Raw genomic sequence first — 24,844 nt, 5'->3', positions numbered from 1 at the left:
CTATGTCCCCCTCTTAAAATCCTTATCCAACATATCGCGGTACTGCTTGATAAACCAACCAGAAGTTGCCGCACTACCATCCAGGTGACGACCTGAATAACCTCTCCCCAAAATGGTCGCCCCCGTTGCCTTACTGGTACGAACTAACCGTTCAAAAGCAGTCGCATCATAATCGTCTTCTTTCATATAGGCTACCGCAAATTTTGTCGAAGCATAAACACCTTCTTTCATCAAGGTCCAAAAGCGTTGATTGAGCCTTTCAGCCGCCTCTTGATCCATTGACCTGTATGTCGAATACAACAAGTCCAAGGAAGTCGGAAAGCCTCCCGGTCTATGTAAATGCTCGGCCAAGGCCATATCCCCCAAGCTCAGAAGGGGTTTGCTGATAACAATCCCATGTGGTTGTAATTTGGCTCCATAATAGGAAGCACCAAAGGTCCCCATAGACATACCAGACAAAATCAATTGACTGGAATCAAAACCTAGAAAATCCAACGTTTCCTCTATCTTGCCTTGAATTTTATCTTCCAATTCCTGACTTCCCAAATAGAAGGACCCACCGTCCAATCTCGGATCACAAATCAGCATGAAGGGTGTTTTTAAACTCTTCATCATCCAAAAGCCTTCAAAACCTTCGGCAGTACGAAAACCAGAAAAATACACACAAAGAGGGGGTTTAAAATCAGCTGGGTCAAAGTAGGTAAAAATCTCCTGAAGCTGATGGTCGACCAGACGTTGTCCGCCCAAGATAAACTCACCCAAACCATTTCTTCCCCAACGATAGTGGAGGTCCCCGATTTCTACTCTCCCCACACCCTTAGCCAGGATAGAAATAAAGAGATAGCCATCTATATTTGCATCAATGACAACCTGATCCTTCAAGCTATTTCCGTCAAATTCCCATTGCTGAAAAATCTGGTTAGTTGATCCATCTGGAATCAGTCGAACCAACATACGAACTTCTGCTTGAGAGGAATGACGGTGTTCCAAAAAGAGATTCAACAACTGCCAATCTCCATAAGGGATATTGTAGCGAAAGAAGGCTAGTTGCTGAAAATCTTCCCCAAATTCTCCTTCAAAGGTCATGTATTTCCGGCCCTCCATATGAATTTTGCCTGAAAAATTTGGAGAAACTTCCAGATCATCAATATGGACCTTGGCACCAGACTGACCAACAAATAACCCTTTGGACAAGGTATGGACAAAGGCTTCCCTCTCCTCAGGATTGTAGGTTTGGGCCATGCTAGTTCTCAGCAGTTGCTGGAGCCACTCTGGTGCTTGCCAAGCTACTGGATAAAAAATCTCATAGACCTTAAACTGTGCCATGACCTTCTCCATGAGCATCGGATAGGCATCCTCTGATAAAATAAGGGCCGAAAATTGTGGATAGCTATCTACCTTATCCTGCAAAAGAGCCAGTTTTTCCTCCAAAGCTTCCAGTTCCTCTTGCTCCTCTGGAACAGATTCGGAATGCTGCAAGAAGTCTTTCAATTGTTTTCTGGTTTCCTCTAGTTTGGTCCGTTCTTTTGTGGCAGTGTCTAGCTGTTCAAGCAGAATAGCTAAATCATCTAGTGAATAATAATGCCATGCTAATCGTTCAGAAACAGTCACTTCTTCCTGCCAATTCACACCACCAACTTGTAAAATAGCTGTCTTTTTTCCCATTAGTTTATTTTTTCTTTCACTTTTTCTACTAAGACACCACTTGTATATTCCGAAATCTTTTGAACAGAATGAATTAGCGACTTATTCCAGTTAGTCAGACCAGATAGGTAAAAATCTATAGCTGCTAGCAGTCCTCCATCCCTGAACAGAATAAAACCATTTTTCATATGTTCAACAAATTCCGTTTCTACTCGATTGATTTGGGGAATACCCGAGCTTATCCCTGCTATCTGGGTGTATAAATCTGGTTCTTCTGCCAAATCAATGATTAAACGAATATCTTGCAACGTTCGAATAACCTCATTCTCACTATGGAAAAAGGACAACTTTATCCGACTTTTCTGGCTTACTGTATCTCCAAATTCAAAGAGTTGTCCTTCTTCTTTTTCAAAAAACAGATAGGACTCCGACCTTGTTTCCAGAAGGTTCTCTAAATCCTGACTAAGACGCTGGATGACCTCGCGATCTGTTTGATAGGAAACCAAGTGGAGATGAAGATCCTCATACTCTTCCATACTTGCAAATAAAAGGTCTAAGCAGGCACGATAATCAGCCTGATTTAAGCCATCTAGCAAGAAATAAACATTCAGTTCCTTGAGCCGCTGGCTCTGACCCAAGGCCAAGCGAGTGTCAAACAATGACACGTGATGAATTGGAGCAATCTTAAATGTTGACAAGTAATCAGCTGTTTTCTTACTATCCGTAAGCACCAAGTCAACAGTAGCCAACATGGGCAGCAATCGTTCCGTCTGTTCCAATGGAAAACGTTGACCGAAAAATGATAAGAGGACTTTTTGCTCTCCCTTTGCTCTCATTACTAAATCGTGATGCTGGGGAGAAGCTGTCAAAAATATAAGTCCTTGCTCTGAGCCAGTCTGCAGATAGGCAGTCAGCCGTTCCTCAATCAGGTCTTCTATGCTTTCATAGACTATTTTATTAGCAATAGCCCCTGTCAGATCCGGATTGATGTACACTGTTTCTTGCCCTTGTCCTAGATACTCTCGTATCCTCCAACGACCATCTAGACCTAAATAATCCTGATAGTAGGGCTGACCATCCTGAAAGTAGAGAATACTAGATACAAATCCCCTATCATCAAAGACCATTTTTTTAGAAAGGCTAGCAGTTTCAAAGAAATCAATCCAGATGACCTGTCCCGATTCTCCAAATTCAATCTGAGCATAGACCTCACCTTTCAGGAGGGCCATGGCCATAAAGGGACTATTAACAAATTCAATCCCCTGAGGCCAGTCAAAATCCAAGTAATTAATCACTGCCCCCTGAAACTCTCCAATGCCTTGCAAGTCATCAAAGAGGGACCATGTATCCACCTCAAACAAATCGTAACGGTGCTTGTAATAACGAAGATTTGGCATGTAATTTAAGATGAGCAACCTGTTTCTCTCACCTGCTGCTTCAAACATACGCAACTGGTTGATGGTATCATCAAAACGAGCGATTGACCACATACTATACCAATTAGTCGTATTATCATACCAAGGCCGATAATCTGGATACCAGGACGGAATAAAGTAATATGTCATATCTTCTCCTACTTCCATTCAAAAAGTGACCCGTAGCGTTTCTTTAAGCCCAGCATCTTAACTTCTTTAATAATGGTCAATAAAATTCCCACAACCATCATAAAAATCCCCGGTAAACCAGCAATCTTCTGAATTTCTGGATAATCTAGACTAAGAAGAATGGGAATTCCCACCATACTAATTATGAAAATGGCATTGATGGTGGCAATTTTTACAATAAGGGCAGTCAGATAAGTCTTGGTAGGTTGCCCTGGTCTAATAAAAGGAATATAATCTCCCGTCCGACGCATTTCCTTTGTTTTTTCAGTTGGATTGATAGTCGTAAAAGCAAAGCTGATCGTTAAAAGAGCCAGTATAATCAAAAAGAACCAGACACCTTCCACATGCGTAAGGGCAAAATAACTGGCAATATATTGGAACATGGAGGCATGATTAGGAAACAAGAAGGATAAGAGCAATAAGATGTATTGCGGAAAGGCCAACAAGGTATAGGCATACATGAAAGGCATCCCACCAGAGATATTTAATTTAATAGGCATATAAGCCTCTTTCATCAAGTCATTCTTGATAGCAATTCTCTGGATGGGAACCCTATATTCAGCCTGATCCAAAACAAGCGTTAAATAAATGGAAATGGCTGTCCATCCTAAAATCAAGACCCCCACAATAGCTAATTCTGTCTGGAACAAATCAAGAAAAAGAGGGAAAAGATAAAACTGACCAACAATAATATTGATTAAAATAATGATGGCCGTCCCTCCCAATCCATATGTAGCGTTCATACTGGCTAACCAGCTAATCACAAAGGCTCCTGCAATGGTAACCAGGGTCACAAAAAAAATCTCATCAACAAGGGTTGCTTTACTGCCCCCACCATAGTTCAAACTAATTGCTTGACCTAAACCTTGAATAAAGGCTAGCAACAACATTAAGCTATTCTTTCGAAACTCCATCATCTGTGGGGAAAGAGAACTTTGCTTACTGCCAATTGAAAATAGAGAGATTAAAATCGTAGCGTACATCCATGGACCTAAGCCCAAAGAAAAGACAGATATCGAAGGCAAACCACTTTCTGATACCTGGTACCCGGCCAATTGATTAGCCCCCGACCGAGGCAGGTAGTTGGTCAAATCCACCAAGGGAACTGGTAAATAACGACCTGCTAACAGGATAAATATAATCAAACCTGTAACCAGGAACTTTCCTAAAACAGGATATCTAAAAAATACTTTCTTCATCGTCTGTATTACTATTCTTCTAAAAGTTTCTATATTATTTCATTTTACCATAATTTCCATAGGAAGTAAATTTGATACCTGCCACCTCGCCTTCCAATACAGCTTACTTGGTCTTATTCTTTTGACCAGGATAGGCTACACGACCTTTTTTTGATATAATCATATCTATATATAAAAAATATTCCTCTACTCCCTACTCCATCCAACAGAAATTGTCTAAATCATTCAATCTATGGTAAAATAATTAAGTATAAGGAGCTCGTCATACAGTCCCCGGCCATCAATTCGATTGGGCATGTCTTTAATGCTCCAGCCTATTTAGAAGATTGTCTACAGAGTATGATACTAATCATGATAACTGCATTCATGTCTTCATAAAGAAAATGGTGGGGGATCTGAGCTACCAAATATTCGAGAAAACATTCTAGAAGAGTGCCTATAAACTGCTAGTCACGATGATGGCGACAGCATCACATATGTCGACGGCGCAATATTGTAGATTTGCTTCTAGCAAAAAAACTCCGTTTCTTCATCACAAAATTTACCATCTACTTCAACAGACCAATCAGAAGTTTGAAATCAAGCATTGTCCCCATAACCTAGACTACCTACTTGTCTTACACAAAATAAACCTGTTTAATGACTAAGTGGGTACTAGCAAGTCAAGCAGAAAGTAATACGAAATTTCCTATGAATGCACCAACTATTCCCATCCAGGTAAAACCTATTTCTCAAAGCCTAGACTATATTTTGGAACATTCCTGCTCTGTCGCACGATTTGGTGATGGAGAGATGAACATTATTGGAGGCCACAGCATCCCTTACCAAGACTACGACCCTCAGCTAGCTAGCGAACTAAAAGAGATACTAGGTCTTGAAAGTGATAAGTCCCTAATGGTTTGTCTACCCGAGGTTTTTGAGAACAGAGAAGGCTATACAGAAGCTTTCAATCATTTTTGGTTAGGACATTTACAACACTACCAAGACTACTACCGGCAAATTTGTAAAGCACCTTGGTATGGAAATGCCTTTATCTCCCGTCCCTATATGGATCTGGCAGATAAAGGTTTAGCTACTACCTATTTCCAGACCTTAAAACAGATTTGGACAGGGAAAGACATTTTGATTGTTGAAGGCAAGACCTCCCGCTCTGGTGTGGGTAATGACCTATTTCAAGCTGCAAAATCCATCCAGCGGATTATATGTCCTTCTAAGAATGCCTATGCCCAAATCGAGGATATTCTAACTGCTATCGAGGCATACGGCAAAGGAAAATTAGTCTTGCTAATGTTGGGTCCAACAGCAAAAGCCCTGGTCTATCGCTTGGCAAAAACAGGTATCCAAGCAATTGATATTGGTCACATTGATTCTGAGTACGAATGGTTTACCATGCAAGCCCAGTCCAAAATCAAGCTCCAGCACAAACACACAGCTGAACATAATTTTGATCAGGATATCGTTTTTACAGAGGACCAAGATTATCTGCGACAAATTGTCCTTGACTTGACAGGTGAGATAAAACATCAATTGCCAATTCCACAAATAAAAGTAAGTCTGCTACTACCAATTTACAATGAAACAAGTCTAACAACTATCGAAAAAATTTGTAAGCAGAGTTACAAGAATATCCAACTTATCTTACTAAATTACGACCCTGAGATGACTATTCAAATGGAGGATATTCGCTCCAAATCCTTACTTGATGTGGAAAATATAGCCATCCTAAAGATAGGCTCAGAAACTAAGCTAGAACAAGACCTACTCGAGCTAGTCGAGGGGCAATACCTGCTCAGCCTCAACCATATCGATGACCTGGATGATAGATTATTAGAAAAAGCCATAGACAGTGCTGAAAAATACCAATCAGAGATTGTGTTACTGGAAAATTCTATCTTTGATGAAAATGATGGTAACTACTATTTCTACGACAAGCTATTTAATGAAAAAATTCTAAGAGCTGAAACTGTAAAAGGGTACTTTGAAACGTCCCCTAGACATCAAAACTATTTAACGAACAACTATGCTAAGCTATTCAAAACAAGCTATGTAAAGGAAAATCATATCAATCTAACTCAAGATTTCACACCAGAAACTTATAATAGCGATAAGATTTCATATGTGAAGGAAAATCTTTATGTCTATAAGAAAATCAAAGAAGAACTGGTAAGCGTTATAGTGCCCGTCTACAATGTCGAAAACTATTTATCACAGTGTCTAGATAGTATTATCCATCAAACCTATAAAAACCTTGAAATCATCCTCGTTAACGATGGTTCAACAGATGGCTCAGGCAAGATTTGTGATGACTATGCAGCAAAAGATGGTCGAATAAAGGTTATTCATCAAGAAAATGGAGGACTATCTGATGCTCGCAATAAGGGACTTGACCTAATAACTGGTCAGTTTGTAACCTTTGTTGATAGTGATGATTATCTTGAAAACAATTGTATTCACACCCTATATACATACGCTTGTACTTGCAAGACCGATATTTCAATTGGTAAATTTATAAAATTTGAAGAGAATACGTCACAATTTTTATTTCATAATCATCTCAACAATGGCAACAAAATAGAGTTTTTAACTGGGGACCAATGTCTAGAAAGACATCATCAGTATTTTTTAGGAATTTTTGTAAATGCTTGGGCAAAACTATACAGAACAAGCCTATTCAATGATAGTAATCCATGTAAATCAATTAGATACCCTCTTGGAGTTTTACATGAAGACCAATACACAACGCACAAACTATTTTTTAAAAGCAATAAAATTGTTTTTGTCAACGACTACCTATATGTGTATAGGGTACGGGAAAACAGCATAACCAATACTCTCTTATCTGATAAACGAATAATGGATAATATCAGAGGCTTGGAAGAGAAAATAGTAGATTTCTGCTTACTTAACAAAGATATGACACTTCTGAGAGAGTATTATCTGTTTTACCTAAACGACTACAAAGCCTATCTAGAAAATAACCATAGACAAAACAGTGATGTATATGAATTTATACAAAAAAGATTAGGCACCTATTCTAATTGGAAATAAGTGCATCTAGGATCTATTGACTTTTTCACTACAGACATCACACACAAAATAATCAAACACCTGTACACCCTTAGTATTAGTCTTTTCTCACATGATTATTGATAAAAAGATAGTTGAGAAACTATCTTCAACCTTACTATTCATTTGTATAGAATATTTCAAAATTTTGATATGGAATGATACAAAAAGTCGTCTACTTCACATAACTAAACATACCCGTATTTGCTAACAATACCGAAAATTGATTTAAGGAAATAATCTTATGACAGTGTATATTTTTAATCTTTTGGTTGGGTTTAATTTTACAGGTGTCGACCATGCCCAGGGGAAAAGAGCACAATTACTTACAGAATTAGGCATAGACTATCAGTATATATTTTCTGAGATGCCAACGCGACGCGAACTTGAATTCTATAGCAGTATCGGTATTCCTGAAGAAAGACAAGTTTCTGTATATAGCTCTTTTACTGACAATACCAATACCCTCCCAACTATAAATCTGACTGATATGGAAGTCATTTTGAAAGAAAAGCTCGTCGATTATAGTGTGACAAAAGAAAACAATAACCTAATCTTCTATAAAGAAGGATATAAAGTTATTGTTGAAACTAGTCATCTTTATAAGGATAAGGTAACTCAAATTTCGTGGTTTAACCATAATTATCTCCTAAAAATTGAACACTTTTCTAATACTCTACTCTATACAGATTATTATAGTCCAATTCAAAAAGAACACGGCCTCTTCGCAGAAATCTACAAAAGAACCTTTTATAACCTTGATGGTAGTGTTGCTTTTGATACCATTTACCGTTTAGAAGGTGAATACCATATTTTCCCTTCTGGTAAGATACTAAGCAAAGCAGAGTTGGTAAATGAATACATTGAAAATTTAAACCTTTCTAGTAAGGATCTTATCATCTTGGACCGTATCGTACATTCTTCATTCGGCCAACCATTGTTAAAATCTACTAATGGCGCAAAAATAATTGCTGTACTCCATTCTGAACATTATTTCGAGAGATTGGTTGACGCTGATTACGGAGTAGGATTGAGCCATGAATACTACAATTATTTCAATAATTTAGATAGAATTGACACTTTTGTTGTTTCTACTAGCGAGCAGGCAGAAAAATTACATGACTACATCAAACTCCACCATCATAGAACAGATATAGCTATAAAAGTCATTCCAGTTGGATACATAGAAAAGGTATCCCCAAATCAGAACGAAAATAGAAAACAAATAGTGTCTATTTCCAGAATAACCCAACGAAAAAGGATTGATTGGTTAATAAAAGCAGTTATTGAAGCACGGAAAACTGTAGCAGATATTTCTTTAGACATCTATGGTGCGCCTGACTACGCTGCCTATTATAACTACCTATCAGATATCATCCATTATCATCAAGCTGAAGACTACATTCAATTTAAGGGCTATACAAGCAATAAAGAGATTTATAAGGAATATGACATACTTGTAAATGCTTCTGTTGGAGAATCTTTTGGCTTGGTATTTTTAGAAGCTGTTTCTTTCGGTTTACCAATTATTGGCTTCGATGTCCCTTATGGATCGAGAGAATTTATCAATGATGATAAAAATGGTGCTCTGGTCCCCTTTTCAGATAGTGACGAAGAAAATATTAAAAACTTGTCAAACAGCATTATACATTTACTGACCAATCCAGAATTCTCAGCATTAAAAGAAGGCTCCTATGAAGTAGCTAATCGATTTTTAAAATCAAACATATTGAATGAGTGGAAAGAACTATTGGAGGTTGGAACATGATAGGATTATTTGATAATCAGCAGCTAGCAGAAAAATTTGCTGCTAGCTATCCTGAGTTAAACATTCTACATCATTCTTTTGATATTCAAGACTGTAAATTTATGACCCCTTATAAATTTATTTTAAAAAATTTTACATTTATCCAAGATACAAAACCACTTTTCTTTGGAGATATTAAACTTTCCAATTTTGAAAGTATTAGCTTAAATGGTCACTATGGTGAAATTTTTGATATGGGAAATAAGAAAGCTAACGTAACTTTTTTTGAACCAAATCATTTAAAATATGTTTCAACTATTGAGCACCTTACCAACCAAGGACAAGTATTGGCTAGAGATTATTATAATTATTTTGGTGAGCATTATGCTAGAGAGAATTATAATATCAATCAAGAACCCGTATCTGCTACTTATTATGATAATCTTGGGCGAGAGGTGATAGTAAAGAACTACAACTTCAATAAAGAAATATTGTTTCATACAAACAACAGCATAAAAAACTTTAATTCCGAAAGAGATGTATTTACCTTTTGCTACAACAACATAGATGAAGAAGCAAAAGATATTGTTTTAACGGATAATGAAAAAAACATTGAATTATTGTCAGGTAAAACCAAGTTCTTCTACATCGATTATGAGCAAAAGTTGGATGCCCAATATATAGAACATATTTTCAATCTGGGCTTTTCAGGAATTATCTTGTATGACAATGTACAACTTTATAAAGAAATGTGCGAGAACAACAATAACAGCAATGTATTCCATTTTTCTGAAAAAAGAGAGCTTAAAAAACCTGAGCGAAATAATCATGTCGCCATCATTACTAATTCTCAATATACAGAACAACTAGAACATTTTGTTTCTACATTAACAAATTTCCACTTCCATATAGCAGCCCCCACAGTTATGGGTGAGTTATTAACAAATTTAGATGCATACGATAATGTTACACTTTATCAGAATGCTAGCGAATTGACAATTGATCATATTATTTCAACTTGTTCGATCTACCTTGATGTCAATTATCACAATGAAGTTTATCATGCAATAAAAAAAGCTTTTTACAATAATAGCTATATCCTAGGATTTGATTCGACAATAAAAAACAAGATGTATACTGATAAAGAAAATATCTTTGCCATCGATGATATTGATAACATGATTTATAGTATTCAAGCTTTTCTAATGGATGATGGTTTTTATGACAAGACCATTCAAAATAACTATAAACTTGCAAATGAGATCAATCACCTTTCTCTACCATTAAATCATTTACTCACATCGTAGTGGTTTATCAATCAGCTACTACTTCAACAAGCCAAGTAAAGGAAATAATCATGAAAGTTCATATCACCAACCTCTATGGTCAATCACCTCTGAGTGTTGCCCTCATGGCTCAAAATATGGTCACAGAAATAGCCAAAAAATTAGACATCAAGGAAATCGGAATTTACAGCTTCAATGCGGATGGTGAAAGCCTTGAAAACCTAGCTAACCGATTTGATGGCATGAATGCTGCTGTTGGAAATGGCGATGTCATCATCTTCCAAGCACCCAGCTGGAATGGGACCTACTTTGACCACGAGTATATCAAACGATTACGGATTTATTCTGGCATAAAAATTGTCATCTTTATCCACGATATTCCCCCTCTCATGTTCAGCTCCAACTTCTATCTGATGGAAAAAACCATCGAAATGTATAATATGGCTGACTTGATTATCGCTCCTTCACAAAAAATGTTGGACCTTCTTTACCAACACGGTCTTAGGGTCACCAATACTCTCTTGCAAAATATGTGGGATCATAAAACCGACATCTGGCTTGAAAAACCTGCCTTCCATCGTGTCATCAATTTCACTGGAAATCCTCAACGTTTCCATTTTGTTGATGACTGGCAGTTTGCTACACCGCTTAAACTCTTTGCGCCAGACTATTACCCAACCAAACCCAACAATGTTTCCTACCAAGGCTGGAAATACAGTCTGAGTTTGCTCCAAGAATTAAACAAAAATGGTGGCTTTGGCCTGGTCTGGTCACAAGGAGAAGATGCAGAATATTACAATCTCAATGTTTCTTACAAATTGAGTACCTATATCGCAGCAGGTCTACCTATCATTGCACCGCGCAGCCTATCCAATGCCCACTATATCTCAGACTACAAACTTGGTTTCCTTGTTGACAGTCTAGAAGAGGCTGACGCAATCGTTGCAACTATCACTGAAGAGGAATACCGCTCTCTTCTCGACCCGCTCTGGAATTTCCGAGAACTGGTTACAAAAGGATACTTTGCTCAGAAACTCCTAACCGATGCGGTTCACCAAGTTCTCCTACCTAAACACTAGGAGATTCTTATCGAAAAAGAAAAGGAAGTATTTCGGATACTCCTTCTTGTCCACTTACTAACCTAAATGAACTTACGGCCATAAAAAAGCGAGCAAGCTAAATCAACCAGTCATTCAGCTTGCTCGCTTTTTCTATTTAGTTGTACAAACTCTATAACCTGGTCAAAAATAGTTTCACCTACTAGACCAAACCGCTAAGTAATTCCCTATTCTGCCAGAGCAGATAAAGACCACCGCCGATAATAAGCAGCATGATGACAAACTTGATCAAGCCCTTGACAAAGCGGATGACCAACATCAATATCATAGATACAATCAGCCATCCCCAAGCAGAAGAATGGAGCAAGGTCTGCATACTCTCTAAACTGGCACCCGTCCAGGCCTTAATTGGTTCAGGGATTTTATCAAACCAGGTACTATCTATACCGATTTGTTCCATAATCGAATGGCTAGTCGATTGTAACCAAGCAAAAATTCCTGCATTGTAAATGAAGAGCAAGGCTTGCTCTGGGTAACGTTTTATTGTATTCGTAATTGTTCGTAACATATCTCTCCTCTATTCTGAATACAAAGCCACTACAGCATCAATATCTGCTTGCTGGATACCATGATTGGAGCCAGCAGATTCCATGACAGATGTTTGACTATCATCATGATCCAGACCGATAGCATGACCCAATTCATGCTCAGCCGTATGGATAATTCTATCCATATCATAACCATATTTATCATTCAATAAATAATAGCTATTCAATCGTACCGTCACAGAACTATAATAATTGGTCAATAAATTGGTCGTTGAATTAGCCTCACCTGCCGCCTGGGTATTGCCATCATTCATCTCAGTAGCAATGATATCCGCCTGATTTGGATCTGTGGTAAGGACTAGGGTAAAGGCTCCGGTCGCATTCCAATTTGCGATGGCTGTTTCATAGGCAGCTACGAATGTTGGATTTTGGGTTTCAATATAGACAGTCGCAGTATTGGTTTCCCAACGTCCATGGTCAGCTGTATTAACCGTATCAGTAGTCAGATGTTTAATGGTATCAACACCCTCTTCAATACTGACCTCGGATTGACCTTTAACCATCAATTGTACTTCCTGAGCCAAAGTTTGTAGCATCTGAGGCGCAGCTTCCTGTTGAAAATAGAACAACATCCCCAAACCACATGCGATTATAACCATGGAGAGCCAAACCAAGCTCCAAACTGTTCGCCAGATCCATTTAAAAATTGAAGCAAAAAATTTCATACACTATACCTCTCTCTAGAAATAGATTTCAGTATAGTCTTATTTTCTGAAATTTTTCTTAAAATCTAGGACAATCTTTCTTCTAATTTGAAATCAATGGGTAGCCAAGCCAAGACCTTTTCAATCTGTTGGTTCCAATAATACCACTCATGTTTACCTGGTCCGAAACTTGCCTCTATATCAAATCCCTGTTCTTCCAGCTCTCGAACTGCTTTTTGATGCCCCTCAAATAGAAAATCCTCATCACCACACCAGGCATAAAATTTAGTCTTCTTGTCCGAAAGTCTACAAAAATTGGTCAAAAGATTTGGATTTTCTGGATCATCTAAATCCCCAAAAACACCCTTCCAATAGTCAGGACTACCTAATTCCAAGGCAGATGGACTGGTAAAATCAACCTGCAAGGCTCCTGAAAGCGAGGCGGCGTAAGAAAAGCGATTGGTCATCATGGCAATCTTGAAAGTCCCATAGCCCCCCATAGACAAGCCAGCAATAAAATTCTTCTCCCGCTTGTCAGACATATTTGGGAAAAACCGCTTGAGGATTTGAGGCAACTCAATCGCTATGGCATCATAATAATTCATACCATAGGTGGTATTGGTGTACCAAGCCTTGTCCGTATTGACCATAACCACAATCAGATTAGTATAACGAACCAAGCGTTCAATAGTCGACCGATTGAGCCAGGAATCCTGATTGCCTCCCATCCCGTGCAAGAGATACAGCACGGGAATATCTGTATCGTCAGGATTGTCCACACGATTTCGGTCGGGATATAAAACCGTTACCTGTCTGGACATATCCAAAACTTCTGAATGGTATTCAATTTTCATGATTGCCATATGTTTCTCCTTATGTAGAAAGAGCCTGGGTTGCCCTGGGCTCTTTGCATTTATAAAACTCTATTTCACTTCCATAATCACTGGTAAAATGGCTGGGCGACGTTTGGTTTGGTCAAAGAGGAATTTAGCTAAGTCATCGCGAACAGCACTCTTGAGTTCTGTCCAATCAAAACTATCCTTGGTGAAGTAATTTTCCACCGTTGCATTAACCAAATCTGATGCCTCACGCAAGATATCCTTGCTCTTCTTGACATAGACAAATCCACGCGTATTGACCTTGGCCTTGGAAATGATTTTCTTCTCACGGCGGTTGACAGTGATTGCCACGATAAAGATACCATCTTCTGAGAGGATTTTACGGTCACGAAGGACAATATTTCCAACATCTCCCATGGCATTTCCGTCAATCATGACATCACCAGCAGGAACCGCTCCGCTATGGACAAAATCCCCATCTTCATAAGCCATGACATCCCCACGCTTGACGATAATAATATTCTCTGGGAACATGCCGATCTCAAGCGCAGCTTTGGCATGGGCATCTAGCTGACGATACTCCCCTTGAACTGGGAAGAGATACTTAGGACGGAGGATATTGAGCATGAGCTGCAAATCACGCGCATTCCCATGACCAGACACACGCAGGTTTTTAGTAATGGATTTGACCGTTCCACCAGCCTTGTAAATCAAGTTTTCTACACGAGCTACGACTGCTTCTTTAGAAACACTTGGTGTCGTAACGATGTAAACCAGATCGCCTTCCTTGATTTCGACATAACGGTGGCGACCAATGGCCATCTTACGAAGTCCGTTCAGTGGCTCACCCATACGGCCTGTTTCCAGGATAATCAATTCATGGTCTTCGTATTTGCCCATATCCTTTGGCTTGACCAAAAGTCGCTCGCTAACCAATCGAAGTTTTTTCAATTGGATAGCCGTACGGACAATATTTTCCACATCGTGCCCCGTCAAAACAACACGACGACCTGTCGCCTCTGCCGCATCAAAGATTTGCTGGATTCGGACAATGTTACTTGCCACAGCAGCTACAATCACACGACCTTCACAGTCTGCAATGGTATTGAGAATTTCTTCCCCAGCTTCATGCATACTAGCTGACTGCACATTGCTATCTGCATTGGCAGAATCAGATAAGAGAGCCAATACACCTTCTGAACCAATCTCAGCCAGACGACCAAAATCTGTCCGGTAGTACTTATCCGCAGCCTGATCAAATTTGAAGTCACCAGTATAAACGATATTTCCTTGGTCTGTCTTGACTACAATTCCCAAACTCTCAGGAATAGAGTGAGTTGTCTTAAAGAAAGATACAACTGAATCACCAAAATCAATCTCAGTCGCTGCATTGATGACGTGGAAATCCTTGAATTTCTTGGTTGCATTATTGTTCTTGACAATCAATTTTGCCAATTCAATGGTCAGGTGTGAGCCAAAAACAGGAACTTTCACTTTTTCTAAAAGATAAGGCAGGGCTCCAATCGAATCAGCGTGACCATGAGTCAAAAAGACCCCAGCCACACGGTGCTTATTTTCTTCCAAGTAATCAAAGTTGGGAACAACTACATCAACACCCAACTGTTCATTTTCTGGATACTTGGCACCAGCATCCATGACAAAAATATGCTCATTTACTTCGGCAATGTAGAGGTTTTTACCATTTTCACGTACACCACCGAGAGCCATGATTTTTATGCTACTCATTTTTTCTCCTTTTGGACATCCCACAGGTGTCCAGTTTATTTTTCTTACCAACGGTCCTTGGGATGCCCAAGTCGAATTACAGTCTGCTAATGATTTTAGCTATCGCCTCTATTATACCTTTTTTCAGGAAAATTTACAAAAAACTCTGCTGAAATTCAACAGAGTTCTCCCATTTAATCAATAACCATGTCCCCTATGTTCCCACTTTCCACCAGCATTACGCACTAAAATCCATTTCCAATCCCGATGAATACTATTTGGTTCCAAGGTTGGTTCTGCCCCTTCAGCGGCTACCTTGAAAGAAGAGGTTAACACTATAGCCTCCTCTGCACCATAGTTTTCAGCCCAGTCATCAAATAACTTTTCATCATCGCCACCATATCCAATGGTCAATAATTGGCAACTCTTAAAATGCTTATCAAAGTAATCTTGAACGACAACTACAGCATCCTGAATTTCTTTTTCCGAGTATAATTCCGATGCTTCCATCGGCTCAATCTTTGCCTGATAAGCTGCTCCTGTCCGACATCCTACCAAAAATAGACAACAAAACAGACTACAAATAGCTAAACATTTTCTCATCTTTGTTACCCCAAGTCAACAATCGTTGCTGAAAAGCCAATCTCTTCTACAAAACGCAAAACATCTTCTGTCTTTACAAAAATCGTTTTCGTATTAACATTGGGGTGGAAGGTTAGAATGGGTTCAGAAAGGATTTCTTTATCAAAAAAGACTTGAATATCCTTATCAACATTATGTAACAAGCCAAAAACAGATACCGCACCCGCAGGCAAGTGCATTTTTTCCATCAAGCTATCGCTCGAGGCCATCCGAATACGGTTTGCCCCGACCAAATCCCTAAATAAGTCCATATCCAGCTGCTTCTGGTCATCCATGATCAGTAAATAAAATGCAGTCTTTTTCTTATTAGTCAGAAACATGGACTTGGTCCGTACTCCTTCTAACCCTTCAATGTAAGAGTCTGCTTCCTCAGTTGTCCGAGCTGGTGGATGCTCTACAATGGTGTAGTCCATTCCCAAGTCAGCTAAGCTTTCAAAAACCAATTTATCCATGACAGCACCTCTTGACACATTTAGTATATTATACTTCGCTTTAACCAAAAAATCAAAGGATAAGAAAAGCCTGGATTTCTCCAGACTTTAGTCAAACAACTTATAATAATCTTCCAGCTTCATCTGGGACTTCTCTTCGCTAGTCTGGTCTTGGATAATCTGACCATTCTTCATGACAATCAAGCGATTGCCGTGGCGAAGAGCATCTTCCATTTGATGAGTGACCATGAGGGCTGTCATACCCTTGGTAACAATCAATTCATCTGTCAATTGCATCAAGGATTGGCTAGTTTTAGGATCAAGAGCGGCAGTATGCTCGTCCAAGAGCAAGAGCTCTGGCTGCTTCAAGCTAGCCATTAACAAACTCAAGGCCTGTCTTTGCCCACCTGATAAAAGCCCTGCTGGTGTGTCCAAATGCTTTTCCAAACCATTTCCCACTCTCGGCAAGAGCTGGGCAAATTCTTCCCTTTCTTGGACCAATCTACGTGGCACCAAGCCCCGCCCCTCACCACGATACTTGGCGATAAGCATGTTTTCTGCCACTGTCATCCGCGGAGCAGTTCCCATTTTAGGATCTTGGAAGACACGAGCCAGATACTTGGCCCGTTTTTCAGCAGGCCAGTTGGTCACATCCTCACCAAGTATGTGGACCGAACCACTGGTCAAGGGCAGGGTACCAGCAATGACATTGAAGAGGGTTGATTTCCCAGCACCATTGCCACCTAAAATAGTAATAAAATCCCCTTGGTAGATGGTCAAATTGACATTGTCCAAAATCACGCGCTCTTCATCAAAACCGTTGGTCACCACCTTGGTGGCATTTTTTAATTCAACAATTGCTTTCATCGTGACAGGCTGGCTCCTTTCAAGACTTTATTTTTCAACTCAGGAACCATGAGGCAGACTGCCAAAATCATGGCTGAGAAGATACGGAGGTAGCTGGTATTGATACCGAGGGAAATAACCACCAAAATCAAGAACTGATAGAAGATGGCACCCACTGCAATGGCCAAGAACCGTTCCAACATGGTCAAATTTCCATACAAGACCTCACCGATAATCAAGCTAGCCATCCCAACTACGATGACCCCGATACCACGGGATACATCCGCATAACCTTCTTGTTGAGCAATCAAGGCACCCGCAAGAGCAATAATCCCATTGGAAAGAATCAACCCAAGCAGCTCCATTCTGCTGGTATTGATACCAAAACTGCGAGCCATATCTGGATTGTCCCCCGTCGCGATAAAGGCTTGACCCAGGCGAGTATAGAGGAAGAACATCAAGGCTCCAATGACTAGGGCAACACTTCCCAAACCAAGCAAAAGACCATTTACTTGCTCGGAAAATGGAAGCAAGTCCTGTAAGCGACTGGTATTTAACAAACCCAAATTTGCCCGACCCATGATAAATAGAATAATGGAGTGACAGGAAGACATGACCAGAATACCAGCTAAAAGTGTAGGGATTTTCCCCTTTGTATAGAGCAAGCCTGTGACCAAGCCTGCCAAACAGCCTGCCAAAACGGCTGCCAGGGTAGCCAAGACAGGATGAACTCCCTGTGTCAGTAAGGTCACTGCAACTGCGCCACCAAGCGGAAAAGAGCCCTCTGTCGTCATATCCGGGAAATTCAAAATCCGAAAGGTAACGAATATTCCCATTCCTAGTACAGCCCATAAAAGAGCCTGTGATACTGTTGATACAATCATAACTTTCCTTTGTTTTATTCGATAACCTTGCTTGCCTTATTGATAATCTCTTCTGACAAGCTGATACCTAATTCTTTTGCAACTTTCTGGTTAACAACGACCGTACCTTCATTGAAGATTTGGACTGGTGTATCCCCAGGATTTGCACCGTCTAAGATTTTCGCAGCCATTTTACCAGTTGCCACACCCAAATCATATTGGCTGAGGGTTACAGATGCAATACCTCCACCTTCGACCATGTCTTCTACACTGGTGAAAATCGGAGTTTTGGTTTTATTTGCCACAGATACGACAGTTGAAAATGCTGATGCGACTGTGTTATCAACTGGTGTGAAAAGAACATCTGCTTTGCTGGTTGCCACTTCTACTGTAGCTGCCAATTCATTGCTTGAAGCAACTGCATATTCAAGGACAGTATAGCCTGCTTCTTCCGCTGCAGCCTTAAATTCTGCTACTTGAATTTTTGAATTGTCTTCGTTAGAAGAGTAGAGCACACCGATTGTTTTTGCCTCTGGTGTGATTTCCTTGATGAGGGAAACAGCGTCTGCTACAGGTGTCTGGTCAGACACACCGGTGATATTGCCACCAGGATTTTTCAAGTCTTTGACCAAGTTGGCACCAACTGGGTCTGTTACCGCACCCATGATAATAGGCAATTCAGTCGTTGCGTTTGCCAAACCTTGTGCAGCTGGTGTCGCGATACCGATCAAGAGTTCATTGCCATTGTCCACCAATTTTTTACTCATGGTCTGAACTTGTGACTGGTCTGCCTCAGCATTCATAAAATCAATGTCCAAATTATCCGTCGTTGAATAGCCTCCCTCTTCCAGTCCAGCCTTTATCCCCTTGTAAATCTCATCTAATGAATCATGGGTTACAAACTGAAGAACCCCAATCTTAACTTTCTCTGTTGATGTAGGTGAATCGCTCTGCTCTTTTTGCGTCATAAACAGAGCAGCAACCACCATAACAGTAAGAGCAACAATTGTAGCTAGTAAATTTTTATTTTTCAACATATTCATTCTCCTCGTAAAATACATAATATCCAATTTCTACGTCATCAAAATTTTATTCCACCATCGCCATCGTTTCATCATGATTACCTCGTCATTTCTATCATTGTCAAAGTAGAATGTAATGATCAGTATTTCATTTTTCATTTGAACGCCAATCTACCAAGACAATGGAAAAGCCCCCGCAGGAAAAAACATCCTGCGAGGGCGTCAATGACACGGTGCCACCTCACTTATGGGAATTGTCTAGAATCCTCCCATATCTCATCTCCTCTAACAAGGAGTTGCACTGTAAGGTGTGCCAACCGAACTATCATTGTTTTAAGTTCATTTGCGTGACTGTTTTGGCTGAAACCTTCGTTAGCTCTCCTTGCTATACCGCCAGTATAAGCTGCGTCGACCTGCCTCGTACTCAGCCAAAACAGTCTACGCAAAGTATATTACACCAAACAATCCTTGTGAATTTAGGTCATAAAATAGACATAAATGCACATCAGCCCATTTCATAAAACTCCGCCACCCGTTCTCAGTACCACAGGCTCCCTGAAGACTTCTGCTTTACTACTTCTTCTGATTACAGACGATTATACGGCATCCCAAAGACTTTGTCAAGACTTTTGATTAAATTTTCTGAAAATTTTTCTACTCCCATTCTGCAACTCTCATCAAAAAATCAACGAAGTGTGATATACTAGACAGAGTTAGACCAGTTAGAAAGAGGAACACCATGTCTTTTGACGGATTTTTTTTACATCACATGACAGCTGAATTAAAGGCCAACCTAGAGGGCGGGCGGATTCAGAAAATCAACCAGCCCTTTGAACAGGAGATTGTCCTCAACATCCGCAGCAACCGCCAGAGCCATAAGTTGCTCCTGTCTGCCCACTCAGTTTTCGGACGGGTTCAGCTGACCCAGTCGGATTTTACCAATCCCAAGGTGCCTAATACCTTTACCATGATTTTACGAAAATACTTGCAGGGTGCTATTATCGAGGATATTCGCCAACTGGACAATGACCGCATTTTAGAATTTTCGGTGTCCAACAAGGACGAGATTGGCGACCATATCCAAGCAACCTTAATTGTGGAAATCATGGGCAAGCACAGCAATATCATCTTGGTTGATAAGTCTGAACAACGGATTATCGAGGCTATCAAGCACGTTGGTTTCTCGCAAAATTCCTACCGGACCATCCTGCCAGGTTCCACCTACATTCGTCCACCGGAAACACATTCTCTCAATCCTTACACAGTGTCTGACGAGAAATTGTTTGAAATCTTATCGACTCAGGAACTGAGTCCGAAAAATCTCCAACAGACCTTTCAAGGTTTGGGTCGGGATACAGCTTCTGAACTGGCCAGTCACTTACAGACAGACCGCCTCAAGAACTTTCGTGCCTTTTTTGACCAGGCTACACAGCCTAGCCTAACGGACAAGTCCTATGCTGCTCTGCCATTTGCCAATAGCCCTGAAAACCAGCCACACTTTGAGAGCCTGAGCAGTCTGCTGGACTTCTACTATCAGGACAAGGCGGAGCGGGACCGAGTGGCCCAACAGGCCAATGAGCTGATCAAGCGGGTGGCCAGTGAGCTGGAGAAAAATCGCAAAAAGTTGGTCAAACAGGAGCAGGAATTGGCGGATACAGAAGGTGCGGAGTTGGTGCGGCAAAAGGGTGAGCTCTTGACCACCTATCTGCATCAGGTGCCCAATGACCAGGCTAGTGTGACCTTAGACAACTACTATACGGGCCAGGAGTTGGAGATTGAGTTGGATGTGGCTCTTACTCCTAGCCAGAATGCCCAACGTTATTTCAAGAAATACCAGAAACTCAAGGAGGCGGTCAAGCACTTGACCAGCTTGATTGAGGAAACCAAGGCGACCATTGTCTATCTGGAGTCCGTTGACACCATGTTGGGACAGGCTAGTCTGGCAGAAATCGACGAAATCCGTGAGGAGTTGATTGAAACAGGCTACCTCAAGCGTCGCCACCGTGAGAAAATCCATAAGCGTCAGAAACCTGAACGCTATTTGGCGACGGACGGGAAGACTATTATTCTGGTAGGAAAAAATAACCTGCAAAATGATGAATTGACCTTCAAAATGGCCAAGAAAGGCGAACTTTGGTTCCATGCCAAAGACATTCCAGGCAGCCATGTGGTCATCACAGATAACTTGGACCCAAGCGACGAGGTCAAGACAGACGCAGCTGAGTTAGCCGCCTATTTCTCCAAGGCAAGGCATTCTAACTTGGTTCAAGTTGATATGATTGAGGCCAAGAAACTCCATAAGCCAACAGGTGGCAAACCAGGATTTGTGACCTACCGCGGTCAGAAAACCCTCCGTGTCACCCCAACTGAAGACAAAATAAAATCCATGAAAATCTAGTTCATGGATTTTTTTGCTACTTATAACTACTCCGCCTTATCAATATCTTCCCTGACTTCCTTGGCATTGAACTTAGCAAACAGATACTGGCGGTCCTGAACTGGAAAGCGTTGATCCAGCTGATCGACTGGGCCAACCTCGATATTTCCTTGTGAAATGATATAGTCCATGACATGGCCCCCAAAGGTCAAATCGTCTGAGATAAAATGCAAATGGTAACCTGCCACACTGACCCCATGAAAAATCTCTGGTGTCCAAATACCAACAATGGTTCCAGAAATATTCTCAGCGGTATACTCAGGCTGGCGACTAGCCACTTCCGCAAATCGAACATCCGAAGCCGATTTAGGAATCATACGAACATGCATACGCGAAAACATCCCTTTGATTTTGATAGAACGAAAAAGATTTTCTCCATCATAATAGGATTCAATCCGCTGGTGCAATTCATCGCTGGTCATTTCAAAGCGTTGTTTGAAAATCACTTCTGCCTCATGGAAAATAACCGCTGCATAGGGAACCTTCATATCAGCAGGAACCTCCACCACTTCTGGTTTCTCCCCAGCCCCCTTGGCCTGATAGGCCTTTCCATCCAAGACAATCAGCTCACCATCAATAGAATCCAGTGTACCTAAACCCAAATCACCATGTTCCAGCAATTCGCCCACCGTCAAAGAACCGTCATATAAACCTGCCATCAAGGCACCGAGTGTATTGTATTGAAATAATCGATTTACTTGCATAACCTACTCTTCATTCAAAAATTCTTGCATGGCTAAGTCATCTGGCACCAATTGGATATAACGGCTAGCTTGCTCTTTTGCCTCCTCCAAACGACCAAGTTGACGTAATAACCCTACATAATCAGCCAAAAATTCAGGATTTTCCGCCAATTCACCAGCTAATTCAGCGTAAAGCTCACTTGCTTCCTCATCTCTTTCCAGAGCTTGATAGGCCTTAGCTACATTCCAACGCGCCAAGACATTGTCCAGCTCCTCGTCAAAGAGGGCCACAACCTCATCAAACCGCTCCTGCTCCAAATAGAGATTGGACAAGCGGAGGGCTAATTCATTGCTGTCATCTGCCACTTCCCTTGCTTTGAGAAGATAGTCTTCAGCAGCTGCCTCATCGTGCATTTCATAGGCATACTGAGAAGCTTGAAGCAAGAGATTGGCATCAAAATCATTTTTGGCCAAGCCCTTTTCTGTCATTGCCAAGGCTTCTTCAATCTTATGTTCGGCATGAAGGGATTGGGCGTAGGCATATTCATAGCCCTCAAAATCAGGATTGATGGTATCCAGCTGCTTGAAGTAGAGATTGGCCTTTTGGTATTCTTCGCTTTCAAATAGCAGAGCAGCTAACTCAAAAACAGTCTGGTCATCGTATTCCAACTCGACAGCTTTTTCAAGAAATTCAATGGCCGCTTCAAATTTCCCCAAACTTGCATAGGCCAGACCAATTCGCTGGTAGGTCGATACCCCTGTCAACTCGAAGATTTCACGATTATCCAGCTGGGCATAGTAAGAGATGGCTTCATTAAAAAATTCCAACTCCATATCCAACTCTGCTAAGCCAAAGAGAATAATGGGTTCATCAGATATATGACTAGCTTCTAACAATTTTTCACGCGCCACATCTGACAATCCTTCTACCTGATACAAATCTGCCTTGACCAACAAGGCTTCTAGATAGGCAGGACTGTCTTCTGAAATTTCCTCCAAGTATCCGAAAGCTTCTTCTACCAGACCATCCTCAAAAGCAATCTGAGCTAGTTGCAAGGCTAACTCAGGAAAGTCAGGTAAGAGCTTGATATAGATATCCCGTGCCTGATGAAAGAAACCAATACTTTCCAGATAAGTGGCCAAGGATAAGAGCGTGTCGCTGTCATCTTCTGCCAAGGCACGTTTGAAATACTTATCTGCCTTCTGTAAATCCTGCTCTTGCAGGCAAATCAACATTTTTTCACTATTATTCATCTCGAACCGTCTGTTCCCTTTCCTCAACATATAAACCGCTATACTCTCTATACCAGTCAAAAGCCGCCTTGACCACTACCTTAATAGAGGCATAAATTGGAATTCCTAACAAGACCCCTAACACACCATACATCTGACCAGCAGTCAACAAGACGAACAAAATGGTAATGGGGTGAATACTCAAAGAGCTACCAATAATAAGTGGAGTTACAAAACGACCTTCAATGGTCTGCTCCAACATGAAAACAATCAAAACCTTGACCAACATGACAGGTCCAGCAATCAACCCTAACACTACTGCAGGAATCATAGCCAAAAATGAACCCAAGTAGGGTATCAGATTAAGGAAACCAGCCATAACCCCCAAGGTTACAGGATAACTAAGTCCAATCACTGAAAACATGACAGAAAACATGAGTGCAACAATAATAGCGACCGTCACCTGACCACGAACATAGTTAGACAACTGAGCATTGACATCTGTCAAAACCTTGCTGACGGATGAACGCCATTTTGTCGGCAAGTACTGGGTGACATGACGATTTAAATGCTGACCATCTCGTAATAGATAGAAGAGAATAAAGGGCATAATCAAAATAGCCACGATAATCTGCGATGCCGTTGAAATCAAGCTACTAGCCCAGTTTACCGCACTGGATGAAAATTTCTGCGCATAGGAAACAATTTGGTCATTGACCTTATTCAAAATTTCCAAGGCAGTTGGACGGAACTGTTCAAATTGTTCATTTTCCAATAAGGTCGTCACTTGACTTTCAATCTTTTGAATATTAGACGGCAGATTTTGTGCGAAAGAAACGACCTGCCCTTGAATACTTGGAATAACAACAGCCAAGCCCCAGACCAAAAGCATGCCAATCAATACAAATAAGACCGAAATAGCAGCTGTCCGTGTAATCTTATATTTCTCTAACCAATCCACAATAGGATTTAAAAGATAATACAACAAACCAGTCAATAACATAGGTAGGAGAATAATTTCAATAAAACTCCCAATCGGCTTCAGCAAAAAGCTGACCTTAGTAAAAACAAAAATAGTTAATAGAACCAATAAGGTTACTAGAAAAAAGGTAACAGCCTGATTGTTTACAAACCACTTAAAAAACCAGGACATTCTAAATCGTTGCTGCTGCTCATCCATCTCGCTCACTCCTCATTCTTTTTCTCTATTGTATCATGTAATGGAGTATTTTAGACAAATAAACCATAGGCTTTCTCAGACTTTACA

General features: G+C 40.6%; 20 protein-coding genes. 5 read left to right on the top strand and 15 right to left on the bottom strand.

Annotated elements, in window-relative coordinates; translation table 11 throughout:
• Genes asp2 through secY2 form a run of 3 tightly spaced genes read right to left on the bottom strand, consistent with a single transcriptional unit; the run spans position 1 to position 4,447 of the window.
• The gene (gene asp2 / locus C1G53_RS01690) at positions 1-1,665 is read right to left on the bottom strand and encodes an accessory Sec system protein Asp2 (RefSeq protein WP_105117441.1); all 1,665 of its coding nucleotides are present in this window, start codon (positions 1,663-1,665) and stop codon (positions 1-3) included.
• Positions 1,665-3,209 carry an accessory Sec system protein Asp1 gene (asp1, locus tag C1G53_RS01685; protein ID WP_161941342.1) on the bottom strand — a complete coding sequence of 515 codons (1,545 nt, stop codon included), beginning with the start codon at positions 3,207-3,209 and terminating at the stop codon, positions 1,665-1,667. Before asp1 ends, asp2 begins: the two co-directional genes overlap by 1 nt.
• A gap of 8 nt (positions 3,210-3,217) precedes the next feature.
• Entirely contained in the window at positions 3,218-4,447 is a 1,230-nt protein-coding gene (gene secY2 / locus C1G53_RS01680; protein WP_105117439.1) for an accessory Sec system protein translocase subunit SecY2, read from the bottom strand.
• 690 nt (positions 4,448-5,137) lie between these two features.
• On the opposite strand from secY2, the gene C1G53_RS01675 reads away from it, so the two are divergent.
• The 4 genes from C1G53_RS01675 (at position 5,138) to C1G53_RS01660 (ending at position 11,625) form a co-directional block, all read left to right on the top strand.
• On the top strand, positions 5,138-7,495 hold the full coding sequence (locus C1G53_RS01675) for an SP_1767 family glycosyltransferase (protein ID WP_238139081.1): 2,358 nt from the start codon (positions 5,138-5,140) through the stop codon (positions 7,493-7,495).
• A gap of 262 nt (positions 7,496-7,757) precedes the next feature.
• Positions 7,758-9,281 (top strand): glycosyltransferase, encoded by a 1,524-nt coding sequence (locus C1G53_RS01670; RefSeq protein WP_105117437.1) that lies wholly within the window; start codon positions 7,758-7,760, stop codon positions 9,279-9,281.
• The gene (locus tag C1G53_RS01665) at positions 9,278-10,567 is read left to right on the top strand and encodes a hypothetical protein (protein WP_105117436.1); all 1,290 of its coding nucleotides are present in this window, start codon (positions 9,278-9,280) and stop codon (positions 10,565-10,567) included. Before C1G53_RS01670 ends, C1G53_RS01665 begins: the two co-directional genes overlap by 4 nt.
• A 50-nt stretch (positions 10,568-10,617) precedes the next feature.
• The gene (locus tag C1G53_RS01660; protein WP_105117435.1) at positions 10,618-11,625 is read left to right on the top strand and encodes a sugar transferase; all 1,008 of its coding nucleotides are present in this window, start codon (positions 10,618-10,620) and stop codon (positions 11,623-11,625) included.
• Between the two features lie 181 nt (positions 11,626-11,806).
• Here the strand turns inward: C1G53_RS01660 and C1G53_RS01655 are convergent, their stop codons facing one another.
• The 9 genes from C1G53_RS01655 to trpX all read right to left on the bottom strand — a co-directional run bounded on the left by C1G53_RS01655 (position 11,807) and on the right by trpX (position 19,236).
• Complete coding sequence (locus tag C1G53_RS01655) at positions 11,807-12,172, bottom strand: hypothetical protein (protein WP_105117434.1); 366 nt, start codon at positions 12,170-12,172, stop codon at positions 11,807-11,809.
• Between the two features lie 9 nt (positions 12,173-12,181).
• Positions 12,182-12,877, bottom strand: a complete 696-nt coding sequence (locus C1G53_RS01650; protein WP_105117433.1) for a M57 family metalloprotease — start codon at positions 12,875-12,877, stop codon at positions 12,182-12,184.
• 65 nt (positions 12,878-12,942) lie between these two features.
• Positions 12,943-13,719, bottom strand: coding sequence for an alpha/beta hydrolase (locus C1G53_RS01645; protein ID WP_105117432.1), 777 nt, complete (start codon positions 13,717-13,719; stop codon positions 12,943-12,945).
• Positions 13,720-13,779: 60 nt separating this feature from the next.
• The gene (locus C1G53_RS01640; RefSeq protein WP_105117431.1) at positions 13,780-15,441 is read right to left on the bottom strand and encodes a ribonuclease J; all 1,662 of its coding nucleotides are present in this window, start codon (positions 15,439-15,441) and stop codon (positions 13,780-13,782) included.
• A 177-nt stretch (positions 15,442-15,618) separates the two neighbouring features.
• Positions 15,619-16,023 carry a hypothetical protein gene (locus tag C1G53_RS01630; protein ID WP_105117429.1) on the bottom strand — a complete coding sequence of 135 codons (405 nt, stop codon included), beginning with the start codon at positions 16,021-16,023 and terminating at the stop codon, positions 15,619-15,621.
• Positions 16,024-16,028: 5 nt separating this feature from the next.
• Complete coding sequence (locus C1G53_RS01625; protein ID WP_105117428.1) at positions 16,029-16,514, bottom strand: prolyl-tRNA synthetase associated domain-containing protein; 486 nt, start codon at positions 16,512-16,514, stop codon at positions 16,029-16,031.
• A gap of 87 nt (positions 16,515-16,601) precedes the next feature.
• A complete protein-coding gene (locus tag C1G53_RS01620) occupies positions 16,602-17,360 on the bottom strand; it encodes an ABC transporter ATP-binding protein (protein WP_105117427.1) in 759 nt (252 codons plus the stop codon).
• Positions 17,357-18,223: an ABC transporter permease gene (locus tag C1G53_RS01615; protein ID WP_105117426.1), complete on the bottom strand. Its 867-nt coding sequence runs from the start codon at positions 18,221-18,223 to the stop codon at positions 17,357-17,359. Before C1G53_RS01615 ends, C1G53_RS01620 begins: the two co-directional genes overlap by 4 nt.
• Positions 18,224-18,237: 14 nt before the next feature.
• Positions 18,238-19,236: a tryptophan ABC transporter substrate-binding protein gene (gene trpX / locus C1G53_RS01610; RefSeq protein WP_269087978.1), complete on the bottom strand. Its 999-nt coding sequence runs from the start codon at positions 19,234-19,236 to the stop codon at positions 18,238-18,240.
• 727 nt (positions 19,237-19,963) lie between these two features.
• Between trpX and C1G53_RS01605 the strand changes: the two genes are divergently transcribed.
• A complete protein-coding gene (locus tag C1G53_RS01605; protein WP_105117424.1) occupies positions 19,964-21,622 on the top strand; it encodes an Rqc2 family fibronectin-binding protein in 1,659 nt (552 codons plus the stop codon).
• Between the two features lie 26 nt (positions 21,623-21,648).
• On the opposite strand, the gene budA is transcribed toward C1G53_RS01605, so the two are convergent.
• The 3 genes from budA to C1G53_RS01590 are packed head-to-tail and all read right to left on the bottom strand — an operon-like array spanning position 21,649 to position 24,757.
• Positions 21,649-22,365, bottom strand: coding sequence for an acetolactate decarboxylase (gene budA, locus C1G53_RS01600; protein WP_105117423.1), 717 nt, complete (start codon positions 22,363-22,365; stop codon positions 21,649-21,651).
• A 3-nt stretch (positions 22,366-22,368) separates the two neighbouring features.
• On the bottom strand, positions 22,369-23,598 hold the full coding sequence (locus C1G53_RS01595; protein WP_105117422.1) for a tetratricopeptide repeat protein: 1,230 nt from the start codon (positions 23,596-23,598) through the stop codon (positions 22,369-22,371).
• Positions 23,591-24,757: an AI-2E family transporter gene (locus C1G53_RS01590; RefSeq protein ID WP_105117421.1), complete on the bottom strand. Its 1,167-nt coding sequence runs from the start codon at positions 24,755-24,757 to the stop codon at positions 23,591-23,593. The genes C1G53_RS01595 and C1G53_RS01590 overlap by 8 nt, the downstream gene beginning before the upstream one ends.
• Positions 24,758-24,844: the final 87 nt, after the last annotated feature.

It is taken from the genome of Streptococcus suis (genome assembly GCF_002960445.1).
Classification (GTDB): domain Bacteria; phylum Bacillota; class Bacilli; order Lactobacillales; family Streptococcaceae; genus Streptococcus; species Streptococcus hyiners.
This window is presented reverse-complemented; position numbering and strand designations above follow the sequence as displayed.

What these genes read in the sequence shown, in the direction of transcription:
- asp2 (WP_105117441.1), bottom strand. Translation starts at nt 1,665, where the DNA reads ATGGGAAAAAAGACAGCTATTTTACAAGTTGGTGGTGTGAATTGGCAG.
- asp1 (WP_161941342.1), bottom strand. Translation starts at nt 3,209, where the DNA reads ATGACATATTACTTTATTCCGTCCTGGTATCCAGATTATCGGCCTTGG.
- secY2 (WP_105117439.1), bottom strand. Translation starts at nt 4,447, where the DNA reads ATGAAGAAAGTATTTTTTAGATATCCTGTTTTAGGAAAGTTCCTGGTT.
- C1G53_RS01675 (WP_238139081.1), top strand. Translation starts at nt 5,138, where the DNA reads ATGAATGCACCAACTATTCCCATCCAGGTAAAACCTATTTCTCAAAGC.
- C1G53_RS01670 (WP_105117437.1), top strand. Translation starts at nt 7,758, where the DNA reads ATGACAGTGTATATTTTTAATCTTTTGGTTGGGTTTAATTTTACAGGT.
- C1G53_RS01665 (WP_105117436.1), top strand. Translation starts at nt 9,278, where the DNA reads ATGATAGGATTATTTGATAATCAGCAGCTAGCAGAAAAATTTGCTGCT.
- C1G53_RS01660 (WP_105117435.1), top strand. Translation starts at nt 10,618, where the DNA reads ATGAAAGTTCATATCACCAACCTCTATGGTCAATCACCTCTGAGTGTT.
- C1G53_RS01655 (WP_105117434.1), bottom strand. Translation starts at nt 12,172, where the DNA reads ATGTTACGAACAATTACGAATACAATAAAACGTTACCCAGAGCAAGCC.
- C1G53_RS01650 (WP_105117433.1), bottom strand. Translation starts at nt 12,877, where the DNA reads ATGAAATTTTTTGCTTCAATTTTTAAATGGATCTGGCGAACAGTTTGG.
- C1G53_RS01645 (WP_105117432.1), bottom strand. Translation starts at nt 13,719, where the DNA reads ATGGCAATCATGAAAATTGAATACCATTCAGAAGTTTTGGATATGTCC.
- C1G53_RS01640 (WP_105117431.1), bottom strand. Translation starts at nt 15,441, where the DNA reads ATGAGTAGCATAAAAATCATGGCTCTCGGTGGTGTACGTGAAAATGGT.
- C1G53_RS01630 (WP_105117429.1), bottom strand. Translation starts at nt 16,023, where the DNA reads ATGAGAAAATGTTTAGCTATTTGTAGTCTGTTTTGTTGTCTATTTTTG.
- C1G53_RS01625 (WP_105117428.1), bottom strand. Translation starts at nt 16,514, where the DNA reads ATGGATAAATTGGTTTTTGAAAGCTTAGCTGACTTGGGAATGGACTAC.
- C1G53_RS01620 (WP_105117427.1), bottom strand. Translation starts at nt 17,360, where the DNA reads ATGAAAGCAATTGTTGAATTAAAAAATGCCACCAAGGTGGTGACCAAC.
- C1G53_RS01615 (WP_105117426.1), bottom strand. Translation starts at nt 18,223, where the DNA reads ATGATTGTATCAACAGTATCACAGGCTCTTTTATGGGCTGTACTAGGA.
- C1G53_RS01605 (WP_105117424.1), top strand. Translation starts at nt 19,964, where the DNA reads ATGTCTTTTGACGGATTTTTTTTACATCACATGACAGCTGAATTAAAG.
- budA (WP_105117423.1), bottom strand. Translation starts at nt 22,365, where the DNA reads ATGCAAGTAAATCGATTATTTCAATACAATACACTCGGTGCCTTGATG.
- C1G53_RS01595 (WP_105117422.1), bottom strand. Translation starts at nt 23,598, where the DNA reads ATGAATAATAGTGAAAAAATGTTGATTTGCCTGCAAGAGCAGGATTTA.
- C1G53_RS01590 (WP_105117421.1), bottom strand. Translation starts at nt 24,757, where the DNA reads ATGGATGAGCAGCAGCAACGATTTAGAATGTCCTGGTTTTTTAAGTGG.